This window comes from Dysgonomonas sp., from assembly GCF_035323175.1.
In the GTDB taxonomy this organism is placed as follows: Bacteria; Bacteroidota; Bacteroidia; order Bacteroidales; family Dysgonomonadaceae; genus Dysgonomonas.
In genome coordinates, this window is record NZ_DAOKYH010000006.1 from 180,300 (window position 1) to 203,360 (window position 23,061).

Genomic DNA, 23,061 nt, shown 5'->3' on the forward strand with positions numbered 1-23,061 from the left:
TACTTCGATTATTCTTCATCGTTGAATACTGTTCCTCCAAAGTTTTGTACTTTTTCGAAGAACCTAAAGAGCGATGTTTGCCCTTTGTTTTTATCTTTCTTTCCCTTTTTAGGCTTAGGAGCTTCTTCCTCATCCTCTTCTTCCTCAATTTCGGGAGCAGGTGGAGTAGGAGTTGTTTGTTGAACCGGTACAGGTTCCGGTCTGAAAGCTTCCTTCCTTTCGCAATTCTCATTTGCAAAAAGCAGTAAGCTAAGAGCCTGTGTATATACCGGATTTTGCAATAATTCGGCTGCATTATTAATATATACACGTTTTGGTGTTGCCCGCTTTACCGGAAGTTGTGCTTTGTCTGCAAAGTATTCTTCCAGCCCTGTCATTTGCGATGCTCCACCTATAATAATAATTCCGGCATCCAGTTTATCTCCAAATCCTGACTCTTTTATCTGATGAATCACGTTCAAGATAATTTCGTCCTGACGTAGTTGTATCACTTTGTTCAACTCTCGGAGGTCTATATCGGCTGAGGTATCACTGGTTGGTCTTGCTTTTTCTTTACCTAATTTGGCATAACGTATTTTGTATGTTTCGGCAGATTCGAAAACAAAGCCTAATCCCTGAACATCTTTCGTAATCGTACGTCCTCCGAACGGAACAACTGCCATATAGCGAAGCAATCCGCCCTTATATATGGATAATGTAGTAGTGCCTGCGCCAAAATCGACCAGAGCACATCCAGCTTGTCTGTCTTGTTCTTCCAGAACGAGAGCACCTGCGGCTACAGGACCTACAATAAATCCGGCAATATCGATCTGAGCCTTTTCTGTGCTTTTTGCAAGATTGCTTTTTATATTAGGGCGTCCGATAACCAAACGATAATGACCTTCAATTACAGAAGCAACCTTATCAATCGGGTCTTCTTCGTATTGTCCGTCAAGGTAGTATTCAGGAGCAAGGACGCTATAGTTGGCAAAGAAATCGGGCTTGTTCAGCTTAGCTTGCTGTTCCATTCCGTCGAGTATGGCAAATGTAATAGGAGTGTTGCTATCGAGCAATTTAGTCTCTTTGTGTTCTATTGCCCGAAGTGATTTTCCGGCAACAGAAACATAAGCTTTTCCTATTTTCTTCCCTGTCTTGTTTTCTAACAGGTGAATAAGTCCTTTGATTTTGCCGGCGGCATCATCTATATTATATATTGTCCCATATTTTACACATGAATCGGCAGGTATACATTCCGATGCCAAGATGGAAATAACGCCTTGTTCATTCTTACGTCCCAGTACACCAACAATTTTTGATGTGCCAAGGTCAATACCTACAATAAATCCTGATTGTTCCATATATCTTCTTCTCCTTTACAGTCCAATTCGAAAGAATTGTCCAGATCTTGTTCTTTATTCAACGTTTTGTACAAACAACTTGTTTGTTAAACTTCAGATTTATGACTGAATATTTATTCCACCCGGTCTCGTTAAGCCCGTTTTGATAAAAGGTGAGCAATTTGGCAAGCTTCTCTTTACATCCGTCCACACTGCCTAGTATGACCTGATGATCACCGACACGGGGTATTAATTTAATATCCTGGTTAGGTAGTACGACTATTTGTTCAATTTGTGCATTCCAAAACTCATCATTATGCAAAAATAATGCAAATTTATATAAGTCGGTCTTTGCAAACTCTTCTTTTATTGCTCCTGTTGCTATAGGGAGGTATGCTGTAGAGCGATTAGAAAGAGGCATTTTATTGCCCGTATTATCTATATAATAGTTTCCTCCAAGGCTGCTTATAACACGCAGAATCGGCTTCCGCTCTTCAATTACGGCTTTTACGGCTCTATTGTTTGTTACAAATACGTTGGCTTCTTTTATCAGCTGATTGGCCATTATGGCCTCTTCTATCTTGTTTGTATTAATGTTTTTTAATTGTTTGCCTGTAGGGTCAAGTCCTTTATCTTTGATGTAACTTACAATATCTTTTGTTTCGATAAACTTATTGCCCTCGGCACTATTTTTTATTTCTACTTCAAAACTTGTACAAAAGTCATCCTGCGGCTTTTTTTCGAAATAAAAAGCCGAGAAAATAAGATAGCCTGCAAGAAGGCATATTCCTCCGATGACTAATATTTTTTTTATCATTTCTCTTTTAAAACTTCTTTTATTGCTTCCAACAATTGATCGATATCTCCTGCTCCGACTGTTAATAGAACCTCAATATCATTTTTATTTTCCAATAAAGGTAATAATTCTTGCTTGTTACACAATGTTTTAGGACAGGTAACCTTGTCGAAAATTATTTTTGATGTCACACCTTCTATCGGTTTTTCCCTTGCAGGATATATATCCAGTAAAATGAGTTCGTCAAGCAAAGAAAGACTCTTTGCAAACTCATCGGCAAAATCTTTTGTCCGGCTATAGAGGTGAGGCTGAAAAACTCCTGTAACCTTGCGGTCAGGATATAACTCCTTCACAGAAGTAATGCTTGCAGCTAGTTCCTGAGGGTGGTGCGCATAGTCGTCTATCATCACGATCTTATCTGTTTTAAGGATAAAATCGAAACGACGTTTTGCCCCCTGAAATGTGAGCATTGCATGTCTCAGTTCGTCAGGTGTAGCACCATTGAGCCATGCCAGAGCCATTGCTCCGATGCTATTCTCTATATTGATTCTTACAGGAACGCCAAGTTGTATGTTGTCTATTACTTCCTTTGGAGTAACAAAGTCGAAGCGAATTTCACCGTTGCCTATTTTTATGTTCTTTGCATGGAAATCGCCTTTATCTTCAGAGTAGGTATATACCTTAACTCCTTCTCCAACTTTGGGTGAGAGTTTTATATTGTGTTTCATAACCAACGCTCCTCCCTGTTGAATGAGGGTGGTGAATTTCTCAAAGCTTTTGAGATACTCTTCTTCCGTTCCGTAGATATCCAAATGATCTGGGTCTACAGAGGTAATAAGAGCCATATACGGGTGCAGCCAGTGGAAAGAGCGGTCATACTCATCAGCTTCGATAACGGTAAACTCACTCTTGTCTGAAAGCATCAGATTGCTGCTATAATTTTTTAGTATACCGCCTAAGAAAGCATTACAATCGAGGTGCGATTGTTTAAGGATGTGAGCCAGCATACTTGATGTTGTTGTCTTTCCGTGTGTTCCTGCACAACAAAGAGCTTTGCTCGATTTGGTGATAGTTCCTAAAACCTGAGCACGCTTCTGTATCGTAAAATTCTGCTCGTGGAAATATATAACTTCTTCGTTCTCGGATGGAACAGCCGGCGTATAAACCACTAATGTCGTATCCTTGTCTTTGCAGTATTCCGGTATCAGGCTTACACTATCCGAATAGTGAATTTCTGCGCCTTCTTTTACCAGTTCTTTTGTCAATGGTGTTTCGGTACGATCATACCCTGCTACCTTTTTACCTTTCGACATAAAGTAGCGAGCCAGATTGCTCATCCCGATACCACCGATTCCGATGAAATATACTGCTTTTATATTATTCATGTTTTATTTTCGCTTTATTAGTCCTATTGCTTCATCTACAATCCGATTTGCCGAATCATGTTGCGCCAATTTTAAAATATTTTCTGACAGAGTTTTTAATTTGTCCTTATCCTTTATTGTCTCCAAAGCTGTTTTAACTAGCAAATCGTTTGCTTCAATATCCTTTATGAGGATAGCGGCATCTTTGTTTACCAGTGCCATTGCATTTTTGGTTTGATGATCTTCCGATACATTTGGAGAAGGAACAAGAATAACCGGTTTGCCCAACAAGCATAGTTCGGAGATAGAGCTTGCACCTGCTCTTGAGATGACCAAATCGGCTGCTTTATATGCTAAATCCATTCGGGAAATGAATTCATGGATATGAATATTCTGTGGATTCCCTTTCGATGCCAGATCCATATTCAGTTCGAAAAAGTATAGTTTCCCACATTGCCAAATGATTTGTATGTCTGACTCTGACAAAGCTTCTATTCCGTTAAATATACTTTTGTTTATTGTTCTCGAACCAAGGCTGCCACCTACAACCAGAATCGTTTTTTTATTCGGGTCGAGGTTAAACTCTGTATAGGCATCTTCTTTCGTTATATTCGATGATAATAATTCTTCACGACAAGGGTTGCCAGTCATCACTATTTTATCTTTCGGAAAGAATCTTTCCATATTTTCGTAGGCAACACAGATACTGGAAGCCTTCTTGCCTAAAAACTTGTTTGTAATTCCGGCATACGAATTTTGCTCTTGGATGAGGGTAGGGATACCAAGTTTACTTGCCTTATACAACGTTGGGCCACTGGCATATCCTCCCACGCCAATCACGATATCGGGCTTAAATCCTTTTATGATTTTGCTGGCCCGATTGAGGCTTTTCTGAAATTTCCAGATTGTAGAAAATATCTTAATCGGATTTTTTCTGCTAATCCCGACTACATTTAACCCTTCTATTTTGTATCCTGCGTTTGGAACTTTTTCCATTTCCATGCGTCCTTCGGCTCCCACAAAAAGTATTTCGGAGTCAGCGTAACGTTTTTTGATGGTGTTAGCAATAGCTATTGCCGGAAATATATGACCTCCTGTTCCACCTCCGCTAATAATAACTCTCAGATTTTTCATTGTTCTTCTGTATCTTTTACATAGGGTTCAAAATCTATATTGGCAATGCTTTCGTCCACATCTTCATGATCTGAATCGTTGAGTCGGGATGAGCATGCCAGGATAATGCCAAAATAGGCACATGTGATAATGGTAGACGTTCCACCCCGGCTTACCAGAGGCAGAGGTTGTCCTGTAACAGGAATCAAATTGACGGCTACGGCCATATTAGCCAAAGCCTGTATTGTGAGTATAAGTGCAGACCCGAGTATAAGATATCTCGGGAACTTCTTTTCGCATTTTGAAGCCAGAACGCCACACCTGAACATCAGAGCTACATATAAAAGCAAGACGAATAGCCCCCCAAGCAGTCCTGTTTCTTCAAGGATGATGGCAAAGATAAAGTCGGAATAGGCTTGTGGAAGAAAGTCTCGTTCAACACCGCTTCCCGGCAAACCGATTATACCGCCGTTAGCTATAGCTATCTTGGCATGCGATACCTGGTAATTGTCGTCAGTTATTTTATAAGCAATAGTTCCGTCGGCGTTCCTCATCTCTTTATCTTCTTCCGAGTGCCTTTCTATACGGTTTTTCCATGTAGCCAAACGTCCCGGTAAATACTCTTTTGCAAAAGAGTCGGGTAGGAGCGTAAGGCTGCCTAGCAAAATAGCTACAGCAGCAAGCCCAACAAAAGCAATCAATCCTAACTTTCTGAGGCTGACCTGTCCGATAAACATAAGCATAAAGCATACGCCAAAAAGGAGACATGCCGTAGATAAGTTTTCGGGTGCAATAAGTAAGCATAGAGCTCCAATACCAATAATAAGAGTCTTGAATATCCAACCTTCATTATCAGGCTTCATCTTACTTAAAAAGAAGGAGACAAAGCCGATTGCTGAAATTTTAGCAAACTCGGAAGGTTGTATCGTAAATGCTCCGATACCCAGCCAGCGTTGTGCCCCATTTACATCTTGCCCCATAAACATGGTGACAACAAGCAGAACAGCAGATAGCGGTATTCCCAATAGTAATACTGAGAAATATTTGCTGGGAACCCTCTGCAAAAACATGACGAGGGCAAAACCAATAAGCAGGAATGCCGCATGTCGCAGAATCGGTGCCCAGTGGCTATGTTGACGGTAGGCAATTGTACTTGTAGCACTAAATACTTCAAGCAAAGAGATAATACACAGTGCGATAAATATACACCATATAACTTTATCTCCTTTGAATGCCCGCCCTAAAAAATTGAATTCCATTTTTTGATTACAGTTTTCTGACGTATTCTTTAAACTGATCACCTCTATCCTCATAATTCTGGAAGAGGTCGAAACTGGCGCAGCAAGGCGATAGTAAAACCGTATCTCCTTCTTGAGCCAATGCGTAAGATTTTTCTACTGCATCCTTCATTGATGAGGTATCTACAATATTGTCTATTTTACCATCAAAGAATTTATGCAGCTTACTGTTGTCAACTCCGAGGAAAACCAAAGCGCGAACTTTATCTTTAACCAATTGTTCGATCTCTGTATAATCATTCCCCTTATCTGTTCCTCCTAAAATAAGGACAACCTTCGTTTTCATGCTTTGTAAAGCATACCAGCACGAATTAACATTAGTCGCCTTGGAGTCGTTTATAAACTGTATACCTCTCACTTTGGCCACTTTTTCAAGGCGATGTTCTACTCCCTGAAAATCACTAAGTGAGTGGCGCAGGTTTTCATCGGTTATATCCAGCAACTTTGCCGTGATACCTGATGCAAGCGAGTTATACAGGTTATGTGTTCCTTCGAGTGCTAGTAAATCTTCTTTCATAATGAAAATCGATTTAGGAGTATCTATTTTTATTTCATTGTTTTCAGGGTATGCAATAGCATTACCCACTTTGTGGTCGGCAAATGTATATTGTTTGCCTTTCGATATCAGCTTTTGTATTTCTTTGCTTACAATCGGGTCTTCTTCCCAAAATATAAAAGCATCTTCTTCCGTCTGGTTTTGTACAATACGCATTTTGGCATCAACATACTTTTGCATATCATGATCGTATCTGTCGAGATGATCGGGGGTGATATTTAAAAGAATGGCGATATCTGCCTTAAACGAGTACATGTTTTCCAACTGGAAACTACTTAGTTCCAATACATAATAGTCGAAATTATCTTCTGCTACCTGACGGGCAAAACTTCTTCCGATGTTTCCTCCAAGACCTACATTTAGTCCTGCTGACTTCAGTATATGGTAGATGAGGCTGGTAGTGGTTGTCTTCCCATTACTGCCTGTAATACAGATCATTTTTGCGGATGTGTAGCGTTTGGCAAATTCCATCTCCGATAGGATAGGAATTCCCTTCTCTGCTGCTTTGTGAACAAGAGGTGCATAATTAGGAATGCCCGGGCTTTTGATGATCTCGGTTGCAGCCAGTATGAGGTCTTCGGTATGTCCTTTCTCCTCGTAAGGTATGCCATACTGATCGAGTTCGGCTTTGTACTGGTCTTTTAACGGCCCGCTGTCAGACAAAAAAACATCAAATCCTTTTGCTTGTGCCAGTATAGCCGAGCCTACGCCGCTCTCTCCTCCTCCTAATATGATAATCTTGTTCATCATTTATTTTTATCGCATTTTTAATGTTGCCAATGTAAGTACTGCCAGAATAATTCCAATAATCCAAAAACGCACTACAATCTTCGACTCGGGTATAGGTCCTATTGGTTTTTGAAACAAGGCTTGTATTCCCGAATTTCCTGCTTTCTGAAAATGATGGTGCAAAGGAGTCATTTTGAAAACACGTCTGCCTTCTCCGTATTTTTTCTTTGTGAATTTGAAGAATGCCACTTGCATCATTACCGAAATACTCTCAACAAAGAATATTCCGCAGAGAATAGGGAGTAATAATTCTTTGTGAATAACAACGGCAAAAACGCCGATAATTCCCCCTAATGTCAGACTACCCGTATCTCCCATGAAAACCTGTGCCGGGAAGGCGTTATACCAAAGGAATCCAATTGTAGCCCCGATAAATGCAGCGGCAAATATTACGAGTTCCTGACTGCCGGGTATAAACATAATATTAAGGTAAGAGGCAAACTCCATGTGTCCGGATACATACGCGAGTATGCCGAGTGTTACCCCGATAATGGCCGAGCTTCCGGCTGCTAACCCATCCAGTCCGTCGGTAAGGTTGGCTCCATTGGATACGGCAGTTACAATAAAAATAACGATGAACACAAACAGTATCCATGCTGCCGGTTCGGCATATTCTCCCATAAAGCCAACAAGATCCTCGTAGTCGAGGTTGTTATTTTTCATAAATGGGATTGTTGTCTGAGTGGATTTTACTCCTTCAGCTACATAGCTTACACGCTCTATTACATTGTCCTGATTACGGTATTCTATATTCTCACGGATGATTATATCGGGACTCAGGTATATTGTCAGACCCACTATCAATCCCAGTCCGACCTGTGCCACTATTTTAAATTTACCTTGTAACCCTTCTTTATCTTTTTTGAAAACTTTTATATAGTCGTCCAGAAAGCCCAGTGCACCAAGCCATATTGTTGTGATCAACATGAGAATAATATATACATTGTCTATTCGGGCAAAAAGTAGTACAGGTGTTAGTATTGCTATAATAATGATAACACCGCCCATGGTAGGGGTTCCTTTTTTACTTAGTTGTCCTTCAAGACCAAGATTACGGACTGTTTCACCTATTTGCAGCTTTTGCAATTTGTCGATGATCCGTCTTCCTATAATCGTAGAAATCAGCAAGGAGAATATTACAGCCATGGCTGCCCTGAATGAGACATAGCGAAACATCCCTGCTCCCGGGAAATCTAATTTGTCTAAGTAATCGAATAAATAATATAGCATCTTGTCTTTCTTATTTTTCTAGTTATTCTCCAAAAATGTTCTTAACTATTTCTTTATCATCAAAATGATGTTTTACTCCTTTTACATCTTGATAATCTTCGTGCCCTTTTCCTGCAATGAGGATTACATCTCCTGCTTTAGCTAATGCACATGCTGTTTTTATGGCCTGTTCACGTTCTACAATCAGAAGTGCTTTTTTCAATTGTTCGCTGTTTAGCCCATCTGCCATATCATTGATTATAGCTTGCGGCTCTTCGTAGCGAGGGTTGTCGGAAGTAAGTATAACCTGATCGCTCAAACGCACAGCTTCGCGTGCCATGATCGGACGTTTTGTCTTATCCCTGTTTCCTCCGCAACCTACAACTGTTATTACACGGCCGTTTCCTTCCAATACCTCGTGTATTGCTTCCAATACATTGGTGAGAGCATCGGGCGTATGCGCATAGTCTACAATTGCAGTAAAGCCTTGAGATGAACGGATTGTCTCGAAGCGTCCTGATACCGGTTTCAGAGTACTAAGTACAAGCAGAGCTTCTTCCGAGCTTTGTCCTAACAATATGGTTGCCCCGTAAACAGCAAGCAGGTTGTATACATTAAATACTCCCACAAACTGTACTTGCAACTCTTTGCCATTGATTTCTATTGCAGTACCATCGAAGTGTTTTTCGATGATTCGTGCTTTGAAATCGGCTAAAGAATGAACAGAATAAGTACTTGTTTTAGCCTTTGTGTTTTGTAACATTACCAATCCGTTTTTATCATCGATATTGGTAAGAGCGAATGCTGTTTCCGGTAGTTGGTCGAAGAAAGCTTTCTTCGCTTTTAAGTATTCGCCCATTGTTTTATGGTAGTCCAAATGATCTTGTGTAAGGTTGGTAAATATTCCCCCTTCAAATTTTAGACCACTTATACGTTTCTGATGAATGGCGTGCGAGCTTACTTCCATAAAGGCATATTCGCACCCTGCATCTACCATATTTTTGAGCATTTCGTTCAACGAAATAGGGTCGGGGGTAGTATGTGTGGCATGATATACTTTGCCATCTATATAATTGGCTACGGTTGACAACAAGCCTACTTTATATCCCAACTTGCGGAACATCTCATAAAGTAGTGTGGCTGTTGTTGTTTTTCCGTTTGTGCCTGTCACACCTACCAGTTTCAGATTGTTTGACGGGTCGCCATACCAGTGTGTCGCTATCTTTCCGGCAGCATCGGCACTGTCTTTTACTTTTATATATGTGATGCCTTCATTAGAAGTATCTATTTTGCTTTCGTGAAGAATAACTTTAGCCCCTAGTTCCAAAGCGTTTTTTATATATAGATGACCATCCACCTGAACGCCTTTAAGAGCAATGAAAACCGATCCGGGAGTTGCCTTGCGGGAGTCTGTAAAAACTCCGGTTACATTTATATCCTGTTCTCCCTTTATTTCTATTACATCTATGTTTTTAAGTAAATCCTGCAACTTCATATCTGTATTTTTTTCGTTAATTTAATTCTATGGTTATGGTTGCTCCTTTCGTTGTTCTTGTTCCCGGAGCTATAGATTGCTGTTTCACTTTTCCTGCACCTATAAGGTTTACTTTCAGTCCTTCAATCTCTAATAAATATATGGCATCACGTGCGCCCATTCCTATGACGTTAGGGACTAATCCTTGCTTGATAGAAGAATTGCTTTGAAGAAGAATACCATTGATCGAAGAGTCTGTATTTACCCAGTCTACTTTATCTCCCGAATAGTTGTAATCTTGTTTTAATTTTTTCAAAACAATCTCTGTATTTTTGAACGAACCGCTTTTAACGATAGGTATAAGTGAGTTTACTGTATCTTTCTGAGCAAGGATAGGGGTTGCTACAGTATTTCGAGTATATATCCCTTCGGCAATGGTTTTGAATACCGCTCCCGGCATAAGTCCTCCCGATGGAATTCCCTGTGGTCTGCGTATACCTACAAAGCAAGTATATTTGGGATTGTCTGATGGGAAGTATCCGCAAAATGATACATAATACCCTTCGTATCCCCCTCTGGCTGCAATCATCGCTGTTCCTGTTTTTCCTGAGATAGGAAACATTTCCGATTCAATGGTTTTTCCTGTACCATCGGTTACAACACCTCTTAGAATATCTTGCACCTCTTTGAGGGTCTTTTCGGAACATAATGAAGGATTTATAATCTCGGTTTCAAATTCTTCTTCTATTTTTCCGTCTCTCATGAAGGCTTTGGTGAGAAACGGCTTGATCATCTTCCCTTTATTTGCAATACCATTATAAAACATTAGCATGTAAATAGGTGGTACCTGTGTCTCATAGCCGAATGACATCCATGGCAATGTTGTTTTAGACCATGGGTTTGATTTATCATCGGGGAAGCGAATGACAGAAGTTCCTTCTTTTCCTTGCAGTGGAACATCCCATTCTATTTTTTTTGTAAGCCCCAGATCATGGATGCGCTGTACATATTTTTGAGGGTTATTCTCATAACCTTTTAATATCATTTTTGCGATAGCAACGTTCAGCGAAGAGTACATTCCTCTCGCCACTGTTACATAGCCTTTGTCTTGTCCTTTACGCCAGTCATGGTCTTTTACGATGCGTCCCTTATATTCGAACAATCCGTTGCCGACAAAGATTTCTTCATCGGGGGTAACTACTCCGTCTTCGAGGGCAATCATCAGTGACACTGTCTTGAAGGTAGACCCCGGCTCGGACATGTACGAAAAAGCATTTGGATTACCTTCGGCATAAACACCGGGCGACATGCGGTCGAGATTGGTTATGGCTTTTATCTCCCCTGTAGCCACTTCCATTACAATAGCACATCCGGATTCGGCATTGGTCTCTACCAGTTTGTTGTAGAGAGCTTTCTCTGCTAAGTCTTGGACATCTACATTCAAAGTGGTTTTTATATCCCATCCATCGGTTGGCTCGTTCAATACAACGTCTATCCAGCGACCCTGTACACGTTGGCGTGTTTTCAGACCCGGAATTCCTTTTAGTACAGAGTCGTATTTTAGTTCCAGGCCACTGGCTCCTCCTGCGTCAAAGTCTTTGTATATAGATCCTACAGTTCTTCCGGCAAGGCGACCAAAAGGTTTTAAACGCATTGTTTTTTCTTCTGTAAACAAGCCGCTCCTATTGCTTCTCTGACTAAAAAATGGGTAGGTGAGAACTTCTTTCAGGTCTATATAGTTTATATCGGGGCGAATAATGCGCACATAGCGGCTGCGAACCTTTACTTTTTGGTTTGAACCGCTCTCCCTATTCCTTTCTATTTGGGCGAGCTCTTTACGGCTCAAGTCCCATCCGTCTAATATTACTCTTTTGTACTGGGCTGCACTTCTGTCGGGAAACTTCTTCGCTAGTGCTTGTGACAGAGGTGTAACGTATTTCATTAATGTATCTTTCTTTATGCCATCGGCCATAAAGTCGACATATACTCCGTAGAGGGGTTCGCTTGTTGCCAGCAGGCGTCCGTCGTCGGCATAAATATTACCTCTGTTGGGGCGTATTTCTCTATCTTTTTTTACGGTTTCTTGTATGCCTAGTTCGCGCCACATGGGGCCTTCTACATACTTTATATTGAATATACATATTAGAATTGCAATAAATATCAGGGACATAATAAGTGCAATCCACCCATATCGGCTGATCGCTATATTCTTTGATGTTCCTTCAGATTTTTTCGCCATCTTCTATTCTTTCTTGCTATTTATTTCTTTCCCAGTTTATATATTGGGTCTTTTGTTTGTTTCAGATCAACACCGTTTTTCTGAACCATATCTTCTACTTTCGATTCGCGGCTTACACCCATCAGCTCTGCCGATATGGTGAGAGACTCATACTTCGCATCTTTTAGTTCGCGCTGAAGAGATTCTATTTTCGCCATTTTCTCGATACAGCTATACCTATTGCTGATGTACAGCACAATGATAACGAAGACCGTGATGATAAAACGTGCGTTTTTCCAAAAGAAATCCTCGGTGAGAACAGTCCCCCCAAGAATGTACATAATCTTCTTTTTTATATCTTTTACTGTCATATCAAACTTTTTCAGCAACTCTTAGTTTAGCACTCCTTGATCGGGGGTTGCGTTCTTCCTCGTCCTTCGATGGAGTGATTACTTTATTGTTTATCAGCTTGAACGGAGTTTCGAAGTTCCCAAAGAAGTCTTTTTCTACTTTGCCTTCAAAATTTCCTGTCTTAAAGAAGTTTTTGACGATACGGTCTTCGAGCGAATGGTATGTAATGACTGACAACCGTCCCCCCGGTTTTAGTATGTCAAGAGCCTGCTCCAACATCTCCTTCAATACTTCCATCTCTTCATTTACTTCTATGCGAAGAGCCTGAAATGCCTGAGCCAGTATCTTTTTCTCTTTTTCTCCTCTTCCTACAAATGAATTGAGTGTTGCAAGCAAATCACTTGTTTTCTTGTAAGGTTTTTCTTTTCTTGTTTTCACAATCACGGAAGCAATCCGCCGCGATTGTTTTAGTTCACCATACAGGTAGAAAACATCTGCCAGCTTTTCCTCTGTGTATGTATTTAGTATCTGCGCAGCCGTTTTTCCTCCCTTGCGATTCATGCGCATATCCAAGTCACTGTCTTCGAAACGGAAAGAGAATCCTCTGTCTTCGGCATCGAAGTGATGTGACGAAACGCCCAAATCAGCCAGTATAGCATCTACACCGTCTACATTATGATACTTGATGAAATTTTTAAGATATCGGAAATTGCTGCGGATGAAAGTGAACTTACTGCTAGCTTCAATGTTGTTTATCGCATCTTCATCCTGATCGAAGGCATAGAGATGCCCTTTGTCTCCGAGACGTGATAGTATTTCTCTCGAGTGTCCGCCACCGCCAAATGTAACATCGACGCAAATACTATCAGGGTGAAGATTCATCCCGTCAATACTCTCGTGAAGCAAAACCGGTATGTGATATGCATCGGCCATGATTAGTCGTTTTGTGAGCTGTTATTCATTAATGTCTGAATGCGAGCACTGAATTCCTCGGCAGGTATCAGCGTTTTATCCAGAGCATCGTTTGTCCAAATTTCGATTGTATTGTCTACTCCTAAGAATCTTACGTCTGTAATAATGCCCACCATCTGACAGTATCTTTTGGGTATAAGGATACGTCCGTTAGTGTCCATCTCGAGGCGTTCGGCGTCAACAACAAATTGACGAAACAACGCTTGCTGCTCCATGTCCCACCTGTTGAGGCGTGAGCGTAATTTCGCAACTTCCTCTTCCCATACTACCAGCGGGTAGAGAACGAGGCAGTTCTGAAATAGATCTTTTCTGAGTATCAATGTGTTCTGGTCGCAAGATTGCAATATCTTACGAAAAGAAGCAGGTACAAAAAGACGTGCTTTCGCGTCTATTTTTGCTTCGATATTTCCCAAAAACTGTAACATTAATACTTTGAATTTTAACAATATACAATATTCGACGTAAAGATATAAAATTTATACACTTTTCCCCACCTTTCCCCACTTAAAATGTATGAAAAAGTTTTCAACATGAAATGAACAGGTTATAAACACAATATTAATAATGGGAGATAAGAATATGTTTGTTGATTATTAGGTATTTATATACAAATAAGTCCTGCCTTGTTAATAACTAAGACAGGACTTATTAATATGTCTGTTAATAAATTAGCTAAGGATGGATATACATTCTTCGAGGGTCAATGATTTCTGTTCGCCGGAAGTCATATCTTTCAGTGTGATTTTGTTTTCATTTATCTCATTTTCACCAACTATAGCTACATAAGGAATCTTGTTGGAATCGGCATACGACATTTGCTTTTTCATCTTTGCCGATTCGGGGAATATCTCTGTAGAGATTCCTTCCTGACGCATTTTTAAGATCAGAGGCAATATGTGAGCTTCTTCTTTTTCGCCAAAGTTGACAAACAAAACCTGTGTGTTCTGTATAGAATCTTTTGGGTATAAATCGAGTTGATTCAATACATCGAATATGCGGTCTGCTCCGAAGGAAATACCCACGCCCGAAACGCCCGACAATCCGAAAATACCTGTCAGGTTATCATAGCGTCCTCCTCCGGTGATGCTGCCTATTTGCACATCAAGAGCTTTTACTTCGATGATAGCACCCGTGTAGTAATTCAATCCTCTGGCAAGAGTAAGGTCGAGCTCAAGCTCGCAACGGATTCCTACAATTTTTAGTTTGTTGAGTATATATTCAAGTTCGTTAACGCCCTGTATTCCGGTCTCAGAATCTTTGAGAACTGTTTTCAAGGTGTTCAATTTCTCTTCGTTTGTCCCTTGTAAAAGGATAATAGGTTGAAGTTGCTCGATCGCTTTTTGTGGGATACCCTTCGAAGCAAGTTCTTCGTTTACCTTTTCCAGGCCTATTTTATCGAGTTTGTCGATAGCAACAGTAATGTCTGTAATTTTTTCTGCCTCTCCAATAATCTCAGCAATACCTGACAGTATCTTGCGGTTGTTGAGTTTGATGCTCACCCGAATGCCGAAACGGCTGAATACTTCATCTGCTATTTGAATCAACTCTACTTCGTTGATAAGGGAATCGGAGCCAACGATGTCAGCATCGCACTGGAAGAATTCGCGGTAACGTCCTTTTTGTGGTCGGTCGGCACGCCAAACGGGTTGTATCTGATAACGTTTGAAAGGGAATGTTATTTCGTTTCGGTGCATTACAACATAGCGTGCAAATGGCACAGTGAGGTCGTAACGAAGTCCTTTCTCGCTTATTTTAGTTGCAAGGCGGGTAGAGTTTTTCTCCAACAATTCTTCATTGGATAAATCTTTCAGGTAATCGCCCGAATTGAGTATCTTGAATAGAAGCTTATCTCCCTCTTCTCCGTATTTTCCCATCAGTGTTGATAGGTTTTCCATTGCCGGAGTTTCTATCTGACGAAAGCCATAGAGTTTGAAAACTTCACGGATAGTGTCGAAAATATAGTTACGCTTCGCCATTTCTTCCGGCGAAAAATCTCTTGTTCCTTTAGGAATTGAAGGTTGTGACATTACTTATCGATTAAAAATATTCAGGATGCAAAGGTAAAAAGAAGTTGTGAGTAAAAGGTCAGGGGCATGAGATATTTAATGTCAGAGCGTAATTTTCAGCGTTATGATAATTGTCGTATTATTTATTAATGACGTAATTGTCTTATATATGATGGCTTTTAGTCATTGTTTGGTTATGATGAAAAGTGACAATATAAAAAGTGCTGAAAACTGTCACCTTTACATACGCTTCGCTCCTGTGACTGCTGGTTGTCACTTTTAATAATTTGGAGTTGGATATATGAGAGAGTCTGTGCTGCTTCTTTGTGGTCGTTCTGCTAATTTTATTGATTTATTTCCCTTATTTTTGTAATCACATATTATTTTATTTATACAAATTATGAAACATATTATATTTTCAATTCTATCTATCAGTTTATTGTTAAGTGCTTGTTCGGGTAAAAAACAAGAAAGTGCAGAGGTACAAACGCTTACGGTGGGGGTAATGTCTTCGATGGATTATCTTCCTCTTGCAGTAGCTCAGCGTGAAGGTTATTTTGCAAAACATGGTGTAGATGTAAAAATTCAAAAATTTATGTCTGCCAATGAACGAGATATGGCTTTTCAGAGCGGAACTGTAGACGGAGGAGTAACCGATTATACCAGTGCAGCATTGCTAGCTTCGGGTGGGTTTGATATGAAGCTTACTTCTAAATGTCAAGCACCTTTTTATATTGTAGCCGGTGCGCAGTCGGGGATAAAGAACTTGTCGGAGCTGAAAGGCAAGAAGATAGCCGTTTCTCAAAACACAGTGATCGATTTCTGTGTAGATATGGCTTTGGCTAGTGTAGGCCTTACTCCTAATGATGTAGAGAAAGTGGAGATAAATAAAATTCCGACTCGCTTCGAGATGTTGCGGAATAATAAAATAGATGCTACGGGATTACCTAATCCGTTTGCCCTGATCGCCGCAAGCGAAGGTTGCAAGCTGCTTGTATCTATGGATAGCCTGAAATATACTGTTACAGGTATTGTCTTTTCACAGAAGGTGATAGACACGAAGAGTGAGGCTATTAAGAAAATGTATGCCGCTTACAATGATGGTGTGGCTTATCTTAACTCACATACTGTAGCAGATATAAAAGATATATTGGTAAAAGAGCTTCAGTTTCCTGAGCCTGTTGCAGAGAAGGTCACTCTACCTGCTTATACCGATGCTCAGCCTGTAACTGTTGCAGACAAAGATATACAACAAGTGATAAGCTGGCTTGGAGGCAAAAATCTGCTTAAAGCTGATTTCAAAGTTGAGAATCTTATAAATGATCAACTGACTAAATAATAGAGATGCTGTCGATCGAAAACCTGGAGGTAAAATACGGAAATACTGTAGCTTTGAATGATTTCTCCCTGACTATAAAAAAGGGGGAAATATATTCTCTTATAGGCCCTTCGGGATGCGGCAAGTCTACTTTATTGAAGGTGCTTTGCGGGATCATAAGAAATTATAGCGGACATATTGCTTTTAATGGGAGAGCGTTTACACCCAGAGAAGTATCTATCGGATATGTACCACAACACTATGGTTTGTTGGAATGGAAGACTGTGAAAGAAAACATTTTCCTCTCTTATAAGCTCAATAGCACTAAGGTGTTAAGAGAGGCAGAAGTTTCAGAGATTATCAACTCGTTAGAGATTGATGATATTCAAAACCGCTATCCTTCGCAATTGAGTGGGGGGCAGAAACAACGTGTGGCTCTGGCTCGTGCCTTTATTTCTCAGCCCGATATTCTTTTGATGGACGAACCGTTTTCATCATTAGATACATTTACTTCCGAAGCATCGCAACGGCTTTTTCTGCGCCTGTGGGAGAAATACAAAGTAACCACTCTTTTTATTACACATAATATACATGAGGCTGTATCTATTGGTGAGCATATTATTGTAATGAGTAAATCGCCGGGAAGGATTATTCATCAGGTAGAAAACCCCTTGTTCAACGTATCTGAGTACCAAGAGGAAAAGTTGAGGTTTGTGGCATCTATTATCAATAAAATAGGGTACTGATGACAAAACGTAGAAAACATATTTGCAATTATTTCGGCTACATAATAGGTGGCTTTATCCTGTTTAATGTTATATGGTATATTCTTGCTGCCGGTCTTAGCCTGAAGGCACTGCCTTTCCCTACAGAGGTTTATGGTGGATACTCCAAAGCTTTCGAAAACGGGATATTAGACCACACATTCGCCAGCTTGCGACGGATAGCATATAGCATAGGTATATCTTTGGGGATAGCTTTAGTATTAGGTGTATGGATGGGATATAGTAAGAGGGTGAATAGTCTGTTGGGTCCTATGATTTATTTTTCTTATCCTATTCCTAAATTAGCTCTTTTACCTATCATCATGGTATTATTCGATTTGGGCGAAACATCAAAGATTGTTATTGTTATATTGATAGTCGTTTTTCAGTTGATCATAACGATACGTGATGCTGTAAAAAATATATCGAAAGAAAATTACTATGTTCTTATTTCATTTGGGGCAACGGGCTTACAAAAAATGAGACATATTACCTTGCCTGCTATTTTGCCCGAAGTCTTTTCTTCGCTTCGTGTGGCATTGGGTATCGCAACATCGGCCTTATTCTTTATTGAAACATTCGGAACGGATAAAGGATTGGGATTTTACATTACCGATTCCCAAATGCGTGTGGATTACGTCCAAATGTATTTTGGTATAATTGTTCTTTCTCTGATCGGTTTTATCTTATTCCTGATCGTCGATCTGCTCGATAGTATATTGTGTAAGTGGAAGAATATATGATTGTTATCTTCTCCAGAATGCAGGCATAAATAAAGAAAGTACAGTAAATAGCTCTAAACGTCCTGTTAGCATAAGGAAGCTGAGATACCATTTCGACTCGGTTGGCACTTCCGAGAAACTACCTGTATTGCCTATCTCTGCCAATCCGCCACCCACGTTTCCGAGGCATGAAACTGCTGCTCCGAGAGCATTCTCGAATTGCATTCCCGATAAGGACAAAAGTAAACAGCTGAAAATAAGGATGGCAAGGTATAAGAAGATAAAAGCCAAGACCTTGGTTACTACGTCTATCGAAATCACATGGTTATTCAATCGAATAGGGAGTATCGCATTGGGGTGTACCTGACGTTTAAACTCATTGATCGAATTCTTGAACAAGATAATGATCCTCACTATCTTGATACCTCCCGCTGTAGATCCGGCACATGCTCCGAACACCATAAAGATGACAACTAAGAACTGATAGAAAGAACCCCAACTTATTATATTGTCAGTAGAGAAGCAGGTGGTGGTAAGCATCGATACTACCTGAAACAATGATGTGCGGAAGGCTTTTTCTACTCCTTCTATCTTGCCCGAACAGTAAAGCCCGATGGCAATAATGACAACAAAGAGAATGATAATTGATACATACCATTTAAATTCTTCATTCTGATACAACTTTTTAGCACTGCCTTTCATAAAGAAGTAGATCAGCGTAAAGTTTATTCCACCGATGAACATAAAGAGGGTAATGACATATTCTATATAGGCTGAATTCCAATGGGCGATACTGTCTTGCTTTGTCGAAAATCCGGCAGTGGATATCGTTGTAAAAGCATGGCAAACAGCGTCGAATAAGCTCATTGGCCCTATCCAAAGCAGTATGATAAGAATTCCTGTGAGGAATATATAAACGAGCCATAGGCGTTTGGCTATTTGTGATATGCGGGGGCGAAAACGATCGTAGCCTATCCCTGTGACTTCGGCATCGTACATTACAGATGCATTACCTCCCATGGGTAGAATCGTGGCCACGAACAATACGATTCCTAATCCTCCCATCCATTGGGTTATACTCCGCCAGAAGAGAAGTCCCTTGGGCATACTCTCTATGTCGTTTAGGATGGTTGCACCGGTTGCTGTTAGTCCCGAAATGGTTTCGAAATAGGCATTACTGACGCTGGGTATCGAGTTGCTCAGATAATAAGGAAGCATACCGAATGCAGATAGTACGATCCACGAAATAGCCACCATAAAGAAGCTCTCTCGTTTTCCGATCGGTTTTGGGAAATCTTCGGTTCCTACCAATCGGATTAAAGCTCCTGCAAAGAATGTTATTGTAGAGCTTATGAGCATTGCATCGCCGGCCGCTTCGTGTAAGTAAAATGAAACAATGGTAGCACTCATCATGAATAGCGATTCGATGACAAGCAAAAATCCAATTGTTTTTAGTACAAACCGGTAATTAAAATTGCTCATGGACTTTTTTCCTGTTAATGGAACATTTTCTCGGCATCACGTAGGGTGTCATCCAAACAGAAAACGACCACATGATCGTAAGGCTCTATCAAAGTATCTCCATCGATCATCATCGGTTCTCCATTGCGTATCAATCCGCCCAAAGTAACATTCTTGGGTAGAGTTAGCTTTTTTACCTCCTTCTTGGTTACATAAGAGTTTGGCCGAGCTATAATCTCCGCTACGTCTGCATTGGCGATTGTTAATGACTTTACGTTAGATACGTCTGCACTGAGCAGAAATCTGTATATGTTGCTTACTGTTATTAGTTTCTTATTTATAATAGAGCCGATATCCAGATTCTCAGCCATCGACATATAGTCCATATTTTCAACTTCGGCTACAGTCTTGCGTACTCCAAAGCGTTTGGCAGCCATACATGCGAGAATGTTTGCCTCCGAGTTTCCGGTTACAGCCACAAATGCGTCTATATCCTTGATTCCCTCTTGCAAAAGGAACTCAGCATTACGGCCGTCATTATGAAACACGGTTACATTCTTTGGCAGCTTTTCTAAAAGTTGGTAGCTTTTCTCTTTATCGGATTCTAATAGTTTGATGTTTGTATTGTCGGGCAAATACTGGCAGGTACGGATAGCTATACGGCTTCCACCCATTATCATAATGTTTTTAACCTCAAAACTGGCTTTGCCTGCTATTACGGGCAGTTCGTTCACGTTTTCTTTTGTTGCAGTAAAGAATACGATGTCGCCCGCTAAAACCATATCCTTTCCTGTAGGAATGATAGTTACATTCTTTCGTTTAATGGCAACGATGTGGAATTTTTTGTCTTTGCTGCTTAAATCGAAGAGGTATTTATTTACCAACTCCGAGTTTTCTCTTATCTTGATTCCGGCGAGTAATATATTGCCATCGCAAAGTTCTATCCATTGGCGTACCCACGGACGTTTTAAGGCTGATACTATTTCTTTTGCCGCAAGCATTTCGGGATAAACCATAGAGTTGATCCCTAGCTTTTCAAAAAACTCTTTATTCTTGGGTAAGAGGTATTCGTAATTATCGATGCGAGCAAAGGTTTTTTTTGCTCCCATATTCGCAGCCAATAAGCAGGCTGTTATGTTTGTAGATTCGTCAGGGGTGACACCAATAAAGAAATCCGCTTCTTTTATATCCACCTCCATCAAATCTTTTAGGGAAGTACAAGACCCGGTCATCGTCATTATTTCAAGATTAGAGCCAAGGAAGTTGAGCTTCTCTTTATCAGCGTCCATGAGTACAACGTCTTGGTTTTCTGCTGATAATAGTTTTGCTAAATGTGTTCCTACAGCACCTGCACCTGCAATTACAATTCTCATCGACTCTTACTTATATATTTTTTCTTCTATATTATTAGGGCTTATTTGTTTATGCAAGATAGACTGCATTCGTTTTACCAATCCTTGTATGTCAAGCTCACATAGTTTTTTCAGGTCAGCAACCGAACCGTGTGTTACAAATTTATCTTGTATGCCTGCACGCACTACATTTATGTTCAGATAGTTATTGTCAGCAAAGTATTCTAAAACAGCACTACCGAATCCTCCGTTGATAACACCGTTTTCGATCGTCAGTACATGGGTAAAATTCTCTGCCACCTCTTTTAAGATTGCAGTATCCAAAGGTTTAAGGAATATCATGTCGTAATGTGCGATAGAATAGCCTTCGTCTTCAACGATGTGGATAGCTTCACGTGCAGTATTTCCTATTGCGCCTATTGATAAAACGGCAAGATCTTTACCATCTTTCAACTTGCGTCCTTTTCCTATTTCCAGCTTTTGCATTTCGCATTCCCAATCTTTCAGTATACCCTGTCCTCTTGGGTATCGGATCACAAATGGGCCTTCGTTACCGTAAGCAGCAGTATACATCAAGTGGCGCAAATAATGCTCGTCGAAAGGAGCGGCGATAGTCAGGTTCGGGACACAGCGCATATAAGCAAGATCGAATGCTCCATGGTGTGTTGGCCCGTCTTCTCCTACCAATCCTGCTCGGTCGAGGCACATAATTACATGCAGTTTTTGAAGTGCTACATCATGTATGACCTGATCGTAAGCTCGTTGCATAAATGATGAGTAGATATTACAGAACGGTAATAGTCCTTCTTTTGCCAATCCGGCCGAATAGGTGACAGCATGTGCTTCGGCAATACCTACATCGAATGCCCTGTCCGGGAATTCTTTCATCATATAGGTCATAGACGATCCGGTAGGCATAGCAGGTGTAATACCTACAACGCGTTTATCTTTCTTAGCCAGTTCTACAAGCGTATGTCCAAAAACGTCCTGAAAGAGTTGTGGCTGATCTTTAGACTTTGTCACAATACGTTCTCCGGTTTCTTTGTCAAACTTACCCGGAGCATGCCATACTGTAGCCGAAACTTCTGCCGGCTTAAATCCTTTTCCTTTAATAGTGTGGATATGTAGAATCTTAGGCCCTTTCATATCCTTTATATTTTGTAGTATCCGAATTAGGTTTGGTAAATCGTGTCCATCGATAGGGCCAAAATATCGTATATTAAAGCCTTCAAACATGTTTTGTTGTTTGGTCAACAGTGATTTCAAGCTATTGTTGAAACGAAGGATAAGATTTTTACCTTGTTCGGTGATAAGGTTTCCTTTCTTGAACTTTTGATAAACATCATTCCTTACCCTGTTATAGGTGGGCGAGGTAGTCATTTTTACCAAATAATCGCGCATACCCCCAACATTATCATCTATAGCCATATCATTATCATTGAGTATGATAAGGATATCATTTGGTTGAGAGCTTGCATTGTTGAGAGCTTCATAAGCTAATCCTCCGGTCATTGATCCATCACCTATTACGGCTACCACATGCCTCTTCTCATGTTTGAGAGAGGAAGCGACAGCCATACCTAGTGCTGCCGAAATTGAATTTGAAGCATGTCCTGCAATAAAGGCATCGTATTCGCTTTCTTTTGGATTTGGAAACCCTGAAAGACCACCAAATTTACGATTTGTATGAAACAGGTCTCTTCTGCCTGTCAGTATTTTGTGGCTATATGCTTGGTGACCCACATCCCATACAATGCGGTCGTAAGGTGTGTTGTATATGTAATGCAGAGCCACAGTAAGCTCTACTGTACCCAGACTGGAGCCAAAATGTCCGGGATTTTTGCTTAGTTGATCAATAAGAAAACTTCTAAGTTCAGTACATAGAGACTCAAGCTCCTCGATGCTTAGATTTTTAAGGTCAGAGGGAGAGTTTATTGTCTGTAATACTGATATATTGTTGTTTTGTTCGTCCATAAAAATTC

19 protein-coding genes are annotated in these 23,061 nt (G+C 40.4%); 3 read left to right on the forward strand and 16 right to left on the reverse strand.

Going from position 1 to position 23,061, the window contains the following annotated elements:
- Positions 1-8: 8 nt before the first annotated feature.
- The 13 genes from ftsA to hisS form a co-directional block, all read right to left on the reverse strand.
- Positions 9-1,337, reverse strand: a complete 1,329-nt coding sequence (ftsA, locus tag PKC55_RS09625; protein WP_291130333.1) for a cell division protein FtsA — start codon at positions 1,335-1,337, stop codon at positions 9-11.
- A gap of 58 nt (positions 1,338-1,395) precedes the next feature.
- Positions 1,396-2,133 (reverse strand): cell division protein FtsQ/DivIB, encoded by a 738-nt coding sequence (locus tag PKC55_RS09630; protein WP_006841461.1) that lies wholly within the window; start codon positions 2,131-2,133, stop codon positions 1,396-1,398.
- A complete protein-coding gene (gene murC, locus PKC55_RS09635; RefSeq protein ID WP_291130329.1) occupies positions 2,130-3,497 on the reverse strand; it encodes a UDP-N-acetylmuramate--L-alanine ligase in 1,368 nt (455 codons plus the stop codon). Before murC ends, PKC55_RS09630 begins: the two co-directional genes overlap by 4 nt.
- A gap of 3 nt (positions 3,498-3,500) precedes the next feature.
- On the reverse strand, positions 3,501-4,610 hold the full coding sequence (gene murG / locus PKC55_RS09640; RefSeq protein ID WP_283685708.1) for an undecaprenyldiphospho-muramoylpentapeptide beta-N-acetylglucosaminyltransferase: 1,110 nt from the start codon (positions 4,608-4,610) through the stop codon (positions 3,501-3,503).
- Positions 4,607-5,848 (reverse strand): FtsW/RodA/SpoVE family cell cycle protein, encoded by a 1,242-nt coding sequence (locus PKC55_RS09645; protein ID WP_135106748.1) that lies wholly within the window; start codon positions 5,846-5,848, stop codon positions 4,607-4,609. The genes murG and PKC55_RS09645 overlap by 4 nt, the downstream gene beginning before the upstream one ends.
- A gap of 7 nt (positions 5,849-5,855) precedes the next feature.
- On the reverse strand, positions 5,856-7,193 hold the full coding sequence (gene murD, locus PKC55_RS09650) for a UDP-N-acetylmuramoyl-L-alanine--D-glutamate ligase (RefSeq protein WP_291127628.1): 1,338 nt from the start codon (positions 7,191-7,193) through the stop codon (positions 5,856-5,858).
- 6 nt (positions 7,194-7,199) lie between these two features.
- A complete protein-coding gene (mraY, locus tag PKC55_RS09655) occupies positions 7,200-8,462 on the reverse strand; it encodes a phospho-N-acetylmuramoyl-pentapeptide-transferase (protein WP_135106750.1) in 1,263 nt (420 codons plus the stop codon).
- Between the two features lie 22 nt (positions 8,463-8,484).
- Positions 8,485-9,936 carry a UDP-N-acetylmuramoyl-L-alanyl-D-glutamate--2,6-diaminopimelate ligase gene (locus PKC55_RS09660; protein ID WP_291030790.1) on the reverse strand — a complete coding sequence of 484 codons (1,452 nt, stop codon included), beginning with the start codon at positions 9,934-9,936 and terminating at the stop codon, positions 8,485-8,487.
- Between the two features lie 16 nt (positions 9,937-9,952).
- Positions 9,953-12,154: a PASTA domain-containing penicillin-binding protein gene (locus PKC55_RS09665; RefSeq protein WP_324372847.1), complete on the reverse strand. Its 2,202-nt coding sequence runs from the start codon at positions 12,152-12,154 to the stop codon at positions 9,953-9,955.
- 20 nt (positions 12,155-12,174) lie between these two features.
- Positions 12,175-12,504, reverse strand: coding sequence for an FtsL-like putative cell division protein (locus PKC55_RS09670; protein ID WP_006841453.1), 330 nt, complete (start codon positions 12,502-12,504; stop codon positions 12,175-12,177).
- 1 nt (position 12,505) lies between these two features.
- The gene (gene rsmH / locus PKC55_RS09675; RefSeq protein ID WP_291127634.1) at positions 12,506-13,417 is read right to left on the reverse strand and encodes a 16S rRNA (cytosine(1402)-N(4))-methyltransferase RsmH; all 912 of its coding nucleotides are present in this window, start codon (positions 13,415-13,417) and stop codon (positions 12,506-12,508) included.
- 2 nt (positions 13,418-13,419) lie between these two features.
- The gene (locus PKC55_RS09680; RefSeq protein ID WP_291127636.1) at positions 13,420-13,881 is read right to left on the reverse strand and encodes a division/cell wall cluster transcriptional repressor MraZ; all 462 of its coding nucleotides are present in this window, start codon (positions 13,879-13,881) and stop codon (positions 13,420-13,422) included.
- A 243-nt stretch (positions 13,882-14,124) separates the two neighbouring features.
- Positions 14,125-15,483 carry a histidine--tRNA ligase gene (gene hisS, locus PKC55_RS09685; protein WP_324372849.1) on the reverse strand — a complete coding sequence of 453 codons (1,359 nt, stop codon included), beginning with the start codon at positions 15,481-15,483 and terminating at the stop codon, positions 14,125-14,127.
- A gap of 379 nt (positions 15,484-15,862) precedes the next feature.
- Between hisS and PKC55_RS09690 the strand changes: the two genes are divergently transcribed.
- Genes PKC55_RS09690 through PKC55_RS09700 form a run of 3 tightly spaced genes read left to right on the forward strand, consistent with a single transcriptional unit; the run spans position 15,863 to position 18,287 of the window.
- Positions 15,863-16,801, forward strand: a complete 939-nt coding sequence (locus PKC55_RS09690) for an ABC transporter substrate-binding protein (protein WP_291129102.1) — start codon at positions 15,863-15,865, stop codon at positions 16,799-16,801.
- Between the two features lie 5 nt (positions 16,802-16,806).
- Entirely contained in the window at positions 16,807-17,526 is a 720-nt protein-coding gene (locus PKC55_RS09695) for an ABC transporter ATP-binding protein (RefSeq protein ID WP_291129105.1), read from the forward strand.
- A complete protein-coding gene (locus PKC55_RS09700) occupies positions 17,526-18,287 on the forward strand; it encodes an ABC transporter permease (RefSeq protein ID WP_291129108.1) in 762 nt (253 codons plus the stop codon). The genes PKC55_RS09695 and PKC55_RS09700 overlap by 1 nt, the downstream gene beginning before the upstream one ends.
- A gap of 3 nt (positions 18,288-18,290) precedes the next feature.
- On the opposite strand, the gene PKC55_RS09705 is transcribed toward PKC55_RS09700, so the two are convergent.
- The 3 genes from PKC55_RS09705 to dxs are packed head-to-tail and all read right to left on the reverse strand — an operon-like array spanning position 18,291 to position 23,053.
- Positions 18,291-19,748 (reverse strand): TrkH family potassium uptake protein, encoded by a 1,458-nt coding sequence (locus tag PKC55_RS09705; RefSeq protein ID WP_291129111.1) that lies wholly within the window; start codon positions 19,746-19,748, stop codon positions 18,291-18,293.
- Between the two features lie 14 nt (positions 19,749-19,762).
- Positions 19,763-21,100 carry a Trk system potassium transporter TrkA gene (gene trkA, locus PKC55_RS09710; protein ID WP_283685719.1) on the reverse strand — a complete coding sequence of 446 codons (1,338 nt, stop codon included), beginning with the start codon at positions 21,098-21,100 and terminating at the stop codon, positions 19,763-19,765.
- A gap of 6 nt (positions 21,101-21,106) precedes the next feature.
- Positions 21,107-23,053: a 1-deoxy-D-xylulose-5-phosphate synthase gene (gene dxs, locus PKC55_RS09715; RefSeq protein WP_135106771.1), complete on the reverse strand. Its 1,947-nt coding sequence runs from the start codon at positions 23,051-23,053 to the stop codon at positions 21,107-21,109.
- Positions 23,054-23,061: the final 8 nt, after the last annotated feature.

Coding starts and splice junctions, on each gene's coding strand:
- PKC55_RS09705 (WP_291129111.1), bottom strand. CDS start 19,748: ATGAGCAATTTTAATTACCGGTTTGTACTAAAAACAATTGGATTTTTG.
- PKC55_RS09630 (WP_006841461.1), bottom strand. CDS start 2,133: ATGATAAAAAAAATATTAGTCATCGGAGGAATATGCCTTCTTGCAGGC.
- PKC55_RS09690 (WP_291129102.1), top strand. CDS start 15,863: ATGAAACATATTATATTTTCAATTCTATCTATCAGTTTATTGTTAAGT.
- murD (WP_291127628.1), bottom strand. CDS start 7,193: ATGATGAACAAGATTATCATATTAGGAGGAGGAGAGAGCGGCGTAGGC.
- rsmH (WP_291127634.1), bottom strand. CDS start 13,417: ATGGCCGATGCATATCACATACCGGTTTTGCTTCACGAGAGTATTGAC.
- PKC55_RS09660 (WP_291030790.1), bottom strand. CDS start 9,936: ATGAAGTTGCAGGATTTACTTAAAAACATAGATGTAATAGAAATAAAG.
- murC (WP_291130329.1), bottom strand. CDS start 3,497: ATGAATAATATAAAAGCAGTATATTTCATCGGAATCGGTGGTATCGGG.
- trkA (WP_283685719.1), bottom strand. CDS start 21,100: ATGAGAATTGTAATTGCAGGTGCAGGTGCTGTAGGAACACATTTAGCA.
- PKC55_RS09680 (WP_291127636.1), bottom strand. CDS start 13,881: ATGTTACAGTTTTTGGGAAATATCGAAGCAAAAATAGACGCGAAAGCA.
- PKC55_RS09645 (WP_135106748.1), bottom strand. CDS start 5,848: ATGGAATTCAATTTTTTAGGGCGGGCATTCAAAGGAGATAAAGTTATA.
- mraY (WP_135106750.1), bottom strand. CDS start 8,462: ATGCTATATTATTTATTCGATTACTTAGACAAATTAGATTTCCCGGGA.
- dxs (WP_135106771.1), bottom strand. CDS start 23,053: ATGGACGAACAAAACAACAATATATCAGTATTACAGACAATAAACTCT.
- PKC55_RS09700 (WP_291129108.1), top strand. CDS start 17,526: ATGACAAAACGTAGAAAACATATTTGCAATTATTTCGGCTACATAATA.
- PKC55_RS09695 (WP_291129105.1), top strand. CDS start 16,807: ATGCTGTCGATCGAAAACCTGGAGGTAAAATACGGAAATACTGTAGCT.
- murG (WP_283685708.1), bottom strand. CDS start 4,610: ATGAAAAATCTGAGAGTTATTATTAGCGGAGGTGGAACAGGAGGTCAT.
- PKC55_RS09665 (WP_324372847.1), bottom strand. CDS start 12,154: ATGGCGAAAAAATCTGAAGGAACATCAAAGAATATAGCGATCAGCCGA.
- ftsA (WP_291130333.1), bottom strand. CDS start 1,337: ATGGAACAATCAGGATTTATTGTAGGTATTGACCTTGGCACATCAAAA.
- PKC55_RS09670 (WP_006841453.1), bottom strand. CDS start 12,504: ATGACAGTAAAAGATATAAAAAAGAAGATTATGTACATTCTTGGGGGG.
- hisS (WP_324372849.1), bottom strand. CDS start 15,483: ATGTCACAACCTTCAATTCCTAAAGGAACAAGAGATTTTTCGCCGGAA.